We start from the raw sequence: 8,058 nt of genomic DNA, 5'->3' as shown, positions 1-8,058 counted from the left end.
ATGTTTGCCCACACCTTGTCGGAAATATCATGCCTCCGATGTGCCGCCATATGGTCTCTCCTCATTGTAAGTGAAGAGATTATAACATACTTTTAGTTTGACGACACTATCTAGTCAAGAGCCATAATTTTTTCAACGGCAAACGCTCTGGCCTTGGCGTCGGCTGTTGGCGGCCCTGCCTCGCGAAGGATGCCCGACGCCTGCATACAAAAAGCCCCGGTCCCCATGAAGGGACCGGGGCTGACGTTGCGGGCAGGCAAGGAGCTATTCGGGAACTTCCAGATTGCTGTCCATATCGATGAGCTGGCCGAAGTTCTGGGCGGCAAAGGCCGCCATGAGCGGTTTGGTGAAATCGGGTTCGTAGCGGTTGTCCTGCGCCAGTTCACGCGCGGCATCGACAGGTTCGCGCTTGGTGCCGTAGGGCTTGTCCATGATCATGGCCGAGAAGGAATCCACCACGGCGGTGAGGCGGCCGATGCGGCTGATGCGGCTGCCGGGTTCGTGCTGCGGGTAGCCGCTGCTGTCCAGGCGTTCGTGGTGCTCGAAACAGGCGCGGATCAGCTCCTCAAAGGAAATGTCCATTTTTTGCATGATCTTGACGCCGAGAATCGGGTGCTGGACGACCTTGTCCCGCTCTTCCTGCTTGAGGGGACCTTTTTTGTTGACTACGAAGGCCGGGACCTTGCTCATGCCGATATCGTGCAGCAGCAGGGCCAGCGCCACCTTGTCCAGGTCCTTGCGGCGCATTTCGCTGACGCTCTGCATCCAGAGCCAGAGGCCCACGTTGAGGCTGTTGAGGGCATGCCGGGCGGGGTCATGCACGCGGAAGAGGCGGCGCACGAAACCGGCGATGCGGTGCTTGTCCGCAAAAATGTATTCGGTGACGACCATGAGATCGCGATACAGCGGCTCAAAGAGCAGCTTGACCGGCTGGGCGTAAAACTCCGAATAGCGCATGACCAGCGCGCGGATGCAGATGTCCACGATCTCCGCTTCCTTGAGGTTGCGGTCCTGCAGGACGAGGTCAAGCTGTTTGACGATATGGCGCGAATAGATGGGGTGGTCCGAGCGGGACACGAACAGCGAGCCTTCCGCGCAGAGTTTGGCCAGCTCTTCCACCTGAGCGTTGGTCAGGCGATCGCCCTTGCGGCAGTAGGGCGCAAGCACACAAATGTCCTCGCGGAAGGTGAAGAGATCGACCGGCGGCCGATATTTGGGAAAGCTGGACAGGATCTCGCTGCTGATCTGGTAGTATTCTTCATTGATATTCTGGGGAACGTCGCGTTTTTGGGCAGCCATAACTACTTCCAGTAAATTTTGACAAGGTTGGTCCCGCGGGGGGTGGAGGCAGAGCCGGTACGCTGCCCTGCCGTGATGACGGCGCACTGACCGGGGGTGATGGCCGCACTGTCGCGGATGAACTGCTGTGCGCGCCGCAGGTGGCTTGTTTCCGTATCAGGCTGGCTGACAAGCACCGGATGGATGCCCCAGGAGAAATTGAGGGCCTTGAAGGACACGGGGTCGGGCGTCAGGGCGTAGACCGGCTGCGCGGGCCGGTGGGCGGCAATGAGGCGGGCCGAAGCGCCGCTGACGCTGTGGGCCACGATGGCCTGGGCCGACGCCCGCTGGGCAAGCAGGCAGGCTGAATAGGCCAGAAAGCTCGAGATGTCCCTTGCCGTATCCGGGGATTCGGTACGGCGGTCCTCAAGCAGGAGCTTTTCGGCCTCGTCGGTGATGCGGCGCATGTAACGCACCGTTTCCACGGGAAAGTTGCCCATAGCCGTCTCTTCCGAGAGCATGACGCAATCCGCGCCGTCCAGGACGGCATTGGCCACGTCCGTGGTCTCCGCCCGGGTGGGCGCGGGGCTGTTGACCATGGAGAGCAGCATCTGTGTGGCCACGATGACCGGCTTTGCCAGACGGTTGCAGGCGGCGATGATGTGTTTTTGCAGGGCCGGCAGCTGCGGCAGCGGACATTCCACGCCAAGGTCGCCACGGGCCACCATGACGGCATCGGTGGCGGCAAGGATGGCGTCCAGATTCTCCACCGCTCCCTGACGCTCCAGCTTGACCACCACAGGAATGTTGCGCCCGGAAGCGGCGATGATCTCCTTGGCCTCCATCACGTCGTCAGCCGTCTGCACATAGGAGATGGCGACGGCGTCCACACCCAGCTTCAGGCCGTCGTTGAGATCCCGCTTGTCCTTGTCCGTGAGGGCGCGGACCCGCGTCGCCTTGCCGGGCAGGGCCAGCCCCTTGCGGGAGGTGACGATGCCGCTGTTGTCCGCCGCCAGCACCACAAGGCCGTCCGGGCGGCGTTCCTCCACCACGAATTGCAGGCCGCCGTCGGCCAGTACCAGACGGTCGCCCGTGTCGAGGCTTTGCAGGATGATTTCGTGATCGAAGGGAAGATACGGCAGCTCGCTCGTATAGCTGTCCGTCGGGCCCAGCAGCAGGCGCATGCCCTTGCTGACCTGTATGGTTTTTTCCCTGACGACGCCCAGGCGGATCTTGGGGCCGGAAAGATCCTGCATGATGGTGAGGGGGAGGCCCAGTTCCGCCTCGATGGCCCGGATATGGCCGATGATGTCCACGAAGTCCGCGGCCCCGCCGTGGGAAAAGTTGAGGCGAAAAATGCTCACCCCAGCCTGCGCCAGTTCCTTCAGGCGCTCCCGCGTATTGGAAGCCGGACCGATGGTCGCTACGATTTTTGTCCTCACTCTGCCTCCCCGGCCCTGTCGGGCGCTGAAAAACGTTGGATGAACTATCTTGGCTTTTGCCCATGATGTCAAGGCGGCCGACGCGGATCACAGGGCCCGCAGGCCCGCCGTTCGGCCACGGGCGCTCCGCAGGGGTGGCGCGGACGCGGCGTGACGCGGCTTGACGCGGGAGGGGGAAGGAGCTAAAAGAAATCGTTTTGACCGGATGAAACTTGCATGCCGGAGCAGGTGACGGAGCAAGCCGTTCGGTGAGGGCCGGGGAATCCCCCTGCCGTACGTCCAACCCCATAGGAAAATCCAATGCCCAAACGCACGGATCTACACAAAATCATGGTCATCGGGGCCGGGCCGATCATCATTGGTCAGGGCTGCGAGTTCGACTATTCGGGATCGCAGGCCGTCAAGGCGCTGAAAGAGGAAGGCTACCAGGTGGTGCTGGTCAATTCCAACCCGGCTACCATTATGACCGACCCGAACATGGCCGACGCCACCTATGTCGAACCTATCGAACAGCACACGCTGACGGCCATCATCCGTAAGGAACGGCCGGATGCCCTTTTGCCCACCCTCGGCGGCCAGACGGCGCTCAATGCCGCGCTGGGGCTTGCCCGGAGCGGCGTTTTGGCGGAGTACGGCGTGGAGCTCATCGGCGCCAAGGCCGATGTCATCGAAAAGGCCGAAAGCCGCGAGCTCTTCCGGCAGGCAATGGAGAATATCGGTCTGACCGTACCCGCCAGCGGCATCGCCCGCAATATGGACGATGTGCGCCGTCTGGGCGATGTGCTCCCCTTCCCGCTCATCGTGCGGCCGGCCTTCACGCTCGGCGGCACCGGCGGCGGCGTGGCCTACAACATGGCCGATCTGGAGGAAGTGGCCGGGCGCGGCCTGGCGGCCAGCCCCACATCCGAGGTTATGATCGAGCAGAGCGTGCTTGGCTGGAAAGAGTACGAGATGGAAGTCATGCGGGACCGCAACGACAATTGCGTCATCGTCTGCTCCATCGAGAACCTCGACCCCATGGGCGTGCATACCGGCGACTCCATCACCGTGGCCCCGGCTCAGACGCTCACCGATGACGAGTATCAGAAGATGCGCGACGCCTCCCTGGCCATCATGCGGGAGATTGGCGTGGAGACCGGCGGCAGCAACGTGCAATTCGGCATCAATCCGCGCAACGGCGACATGGTGGTCATCGAGATGAACCCGCGCGTCTCGCGCTCCTCGGCGCTGGCCTCCAAGGCGACGGGCTTCCCCATCGCCAAGATCGCGGCCAAGCTGGCCGTGGGCTATACGCTGGACGAACTGCGCAACGACATCACCCGCGAGACGGCGGCCAGCTTCGAACCGGCCATCGACTACTGTGTGGTGAAGATCCCGCGTTTCACCTTCGAGAAGTTCCCCGGCGCCAAGGACGAGCTGACCACCTCCATGAAGAGCGTGGGCGAGGCCATGAGCATCGGCCGCACCTTCAAGGAAGCTCTCCAGAAGGGGCTGCGCTCCATGGAGATCGGCGCGCCCGGTCTGGGCTACAACTTCCGCGCCGAGCTGCCGGATCGGGACGCCATCCTCGCCGGTCTTCGCAAGCCGCATTCCCGCCGCATCTTCGACCTGCGCCGGGCCCTGCTGGCCGGCATCAGCGAGGAAGACATCCACGAAGCCTCGGCCATCGACCCCTGGTTCATCCGGCAGGTGCGCGACATCGTGGACATGGAGAACCGCATCCGTGATTTCGGCCTGGCCAACGACATGACCACGGCCAATCCCGATCTGGCTCCCCTGCTGCGCGAAGCCAAGGAATACGGCTTCTCCGACCGTCAGCTTGCCGAGATGTGGAAACGTCCCGAGTCGGACATCCGTCGTCTGCGCAAGGAAATGGACATCGTTCCCACCTTCTACCTGGTGGATACCTGCGCCGCGGAATTCGAGGCCTATACGCCCTACTACTACTCCACCTACGAATCCGGCGAGGAGCTGGACTCCCGCGACTGTCGCAAGGTCATCATCCTCGGCGGCGGGCCCAACCGTATCGGACAGGGCATCGAATTCGACTACTGCTGCTGTCATGCCTCCTTCGCCCTGCGGGATGCGGGCGTCATGGCCATCATGGTCAACTCCAACCCCGAGACCGTCTCCACGGACTACGACACCTCCGACCGCCTGTATTTCGAGCCGCTGACCTTTGAAGATGTGATGAACATCATCGAAAAGGAAAAGCCCGAGGGCGTCATCGTGCAGTTCGGCGGTCAGACGCCGCTCAACCTGGCCGTGCCGCTCATGCGCGCCGGTGTGCCCATTCTCGGCACTTCGCCCGACGCCATCGACCGCGCCGAGGACCGCGAACGCTTCCAGGCTCTCATCGAGAAGCTGGGCCTGCTCCAGCCGCCGAACGGGACGGCCATGAGTCTCGACGAGGCGCTGGAAGTGGCCGAGCGCATCAGCTATCCCGTGGTGGTGCGGCCCAGCTATGTGCTGGGCGGCCGGGCCATGGCCGTGGTGTACGACAAGGAAGAGCTGGGCGAATACTTTGCCGCCCAGGTCCCCGAAAAGCCGGAGCACCCCATCCTCATCGACAAGTTCCTCGAGCACGCCGTGGAAGTGGACGTGGACGCCCTCTCCGACGGCAGCGACGTCTACGTGGCGGGCATCATGGAGCATATCGAGGAAGCGGGCATCCACTCCGGGGACTCGGCCTGCGTGCTGCCGCCCTTCTCGCTCTCCTACGACCATGTGGCCCTCATCGCGGCGCAGGCCGAGGCGCTGGCCCGCGAGCTCAAGGTGGTGGGCCTTATGAACATCCAGTTCGCCATCAAGGGAGATGACGTCTACATCCTGGAAGTGAACCCCCGCGCCTCGCGTACGGCGCCCTTCGTCTCCAAGGCCACCGGCGTGCCGCTGCCCTATCTGGCCACCCAGGTCATGCTGGGCAAGACGCTGGAGGAACTCGACCCCTGGAGCATGCGCCGCGGCGGCTTCACCTGCGTCAAGGAGGCCGTGTTGCCCTTCCAGCGTTTCCCGGGGGTGGACATCATCCTCGGGCCGGAGATGCACTCCACCGGCGAGGTCATGGGCATGGGCGACAACTTCCCCGATGCCTTCATGAAAAGCCAGCTTGGCGCGGGCCAGTCCCTGCCGCAGGGCGGCAACGTCTTTCTGTCGGTCAATGACCGCGACAAACCCCTGCTGCCCGAAGTGGCGGCCATGTTCGCCGACCTGGGCTTCCATCTGCTGGCCACGCGCGGCACGGCCAAGCTGCTGCGCGAGCACGGCCTGGAAGTGGAGGAAGTCCGCAAGGTGTACGAAGGCCGCCCGCATATCGTCGACCGCATCGTCAACAATGAGATCGCCCTGGTGGTCAATACGGCTTCCGGCAAGAACACGGCGCGTGACTCCAAGTCCATCCGTCACGCGGCCGTCACCTACGGCGTGCCCTACTGCACCACAGTGGCCGGAGCCAGGGCCACTGCCACGGCCATCGGCAAGCGGAGCGACGGCATCCATGTGGCAAGCCTTCAGGAATATTATGCCCGCGACGCCCGGAGTTAGGAAATGAAAGCATTACTTGTGCTCGAAGACGGCTTTTGTCTGCAAGGCAGATCCTTCACCGGCGACTTTGAGACCGGCGGGGAAGTGATCTTCAACACCGGCATGACCGGCTATCAGGAAGTCCTCACCGATCCTTCCTATTACGGGCAGATGGTCTGCATGACCTATCCGCTCATCGGCAATTACGGCATCAATGCCCGGGATATGGAATCTCCGCGTATCCACATGCGTGCCCTGCTGGTCAAGGAATGCTGCAAGCAGCCTTCCAACTGGCGCGCCACCAAGTCCCTGCCGGACTTCCTCAAGCAATGGGGCGTGCCGGGCATGGAAGGCATCGACACGCGTGCTCTGACCCGTCATCTGCGCCTCAACGGGGCCATGCGCGGCATCATCTCCACGCGCGACCTTGACGCCGCCTCCCTTCAGGCCAAGGCCAGGGCCCTGCCGCCCATGCAGGGCCAGAACCTCGTGCCCTATGTCTGCGCCAGAAAGCCTTATATCCTCGAAAATGACCGCATGGAGGAAGCGAGCTTCGACGTGCGCGGCGCCTATGCCTGGAAGGGAACGGGCCTGCCGCTGCTGGTCTACGACTTCGGCGTGAAGTGGAACATCCTCCGCCTGCTGGCCGAAGTGGGCTTCGAGGTGCTGGCGGTGCCGCCCTCCTTCACGGCGGAGCAGGCCAAAGCCAGCGGGGCCAGGGGCATCTTCCTGTCCAACGGGCCCGGCGACCCGGCGACCCTGACGGCGGAGATCGAGAATATCCGCGAGCTCATCAAGCACTTCCCGGTGACGGGCATCTGCCTCGGCCACCAGCTCATCGGCCACGCCCTGGGCGGCAGCACGGGCAAGCTCAAGTTCGGCCACCACGGCTGCAACCATCCGGTGAAGGATCTGACCACCGGCCGCATCGAGATCTCCTCGCAGAACCACGGCTTCCATGTGGTGCTCGACGGGCTGGACGATGTGGAAGCCACGCATATCAACCTCAACGACCAGACGCTGGAAGGGCTGCGCCACAAGACCCTGCCGGTTATGAGCGTGCAGTATCATCCTGAAGCCGCCGCCGGGCCCCACGACGGGCGCTACCTCTTCACGCGCTTCTTCGAGATGACGCGCGATGCGGTAGCCTAGACGGCCCGCGGCGTCGCGGCGTCGCCGATGACGACGGATCACAGGGGAAGCCGCCGGGCTTCCCCCTTTTCGTATCGTCGCCGGAAAGCATGTCCCCGGGTCACGGCGGTCGCGGCGAAAACGAGGAATAGCGCAGAAGGATAACGTACAGAAAGTTTCGCACACTTGAAAATGGAAGCAGCTCGTCAAACAGGTTAGAGCAATTCCACATTGAAAATGTGGATTGCTCTGGTAGTCGCGAGAGCGACTACCCGCAACCGAACACACGGAAAAACCACGCTTTTTCCGTAGTGTGAGGGCAGCGTCAGCATGGAAATTGGCACAATTTCAATGCGAATCCGTTCTAGAGCGTTTCACCTTTGAAAAGGTGAAACGCGAGGCGGCAGCACAGCGCCGCCCGGCCGGAAGTGAGCGGAAAAACTGCGGTTTTTCCGCGAAACGACAGCCGTATGGTTTGAAGCGCAAAGTCTTTCAAACGGAACATACGCTAACCGGCCCGCAAGGGAACGAGGATGCCAAAAGCAAACGGCCGGGCCCTGGCGGATGCCGGGGCCCGGTCGTGTATCTGGGGGGACTGAACGGAGATCAGAGCTTCGGGGGGAGGTAGTCCGGCGCAAGGTCCGGGAAGATCTCATCCGGCCATTTGCCGCCGAAGGCGGTCTTG

Annotated in this window: 4 protein-coding genes; 2 read left to right on the top strand and 2 right to left on the bottom strand. The window is 62.8% G+C overall.

Annotated elements, in window-relative coordinates; translation table 11 throughout:
* Positions 1 to 264: 264 nt before the first annotated feature.
* Positions 265 to 1,299 carry an HD domain-containing phosphohydrolase gene (locus tag Q0J54_RS11635; protein ID WP_296305897.1) on the bottom strand — a complete coding sequence of 345 codons (1,035 nt, stop codon included), beginning with the start codon at positions 1,297 to 1,299 and terminating at the stop codon, positions 265 to 267.
* A gap of 2 nt (positions 1,300 to 1,301) precedes the next feature.
* Positions 1,302 to 2,720, bottom strand: coding sequence for a pyruvate kinase (gene pyk, locus Q0J54_RS11630; RefSeq protein WP_296305896.1), 1,419 nt, complete (start codon positions 2,718 to 2,720; stop codon positions 1,302 to 1,304).
* 300 nt (positions 2,721 to 3,020) lie between these two features.
* Here pyk and carB point away from each other — a divergent pair, with 300 nt between their 5' ends.
* Together carB and carA are read left to right on the top strand one after the other, a co-directional pair.
* Positions 3,021 to 6,263: a carbamoyl-phosphate synthase large subunit gene (gene carB / locus Q0J54_RS11625; RefSeq protein WP_296305895.1), complete on the top strand. Its 3,243-nt coding sequence runs from the start codon at positions 3,021 to 3,023 to the stop codon at positions 6,261 to 6,263.
* A gap of 3 nt (positions 6,264 to 6,266) precedes the next feature.
* Complete coding sequence (gene carA / locus Q0J54_RS11620) at positions 6,267 to 7,394, top strand: glutamine-hydrolyzing carbamoyl-phosphate synthase small subunit (protein WP_296305894.1); 1,128 nt, start codon at positions 6,267 to 6,269, stop codon at positions 7,392 to 7,394.
* Positions 7,395 to 8,058 lie beyond the last annotated feature (664 nt).

Origin of the sequence: uncultured Desulfovibrio sp. (assembly GCF_944324935.1) — a bacterium.
GTDB lineage: Bacteria > Desulfobacterota > Desulfovibrionia > Desulfovibrionales > Desulfovibrionaceae > Desulfovibrio.
Note: the sequence above shows the minus strand (reverse complement) of the source record. Positions and strands in the feature narration are given on the sequence as shown.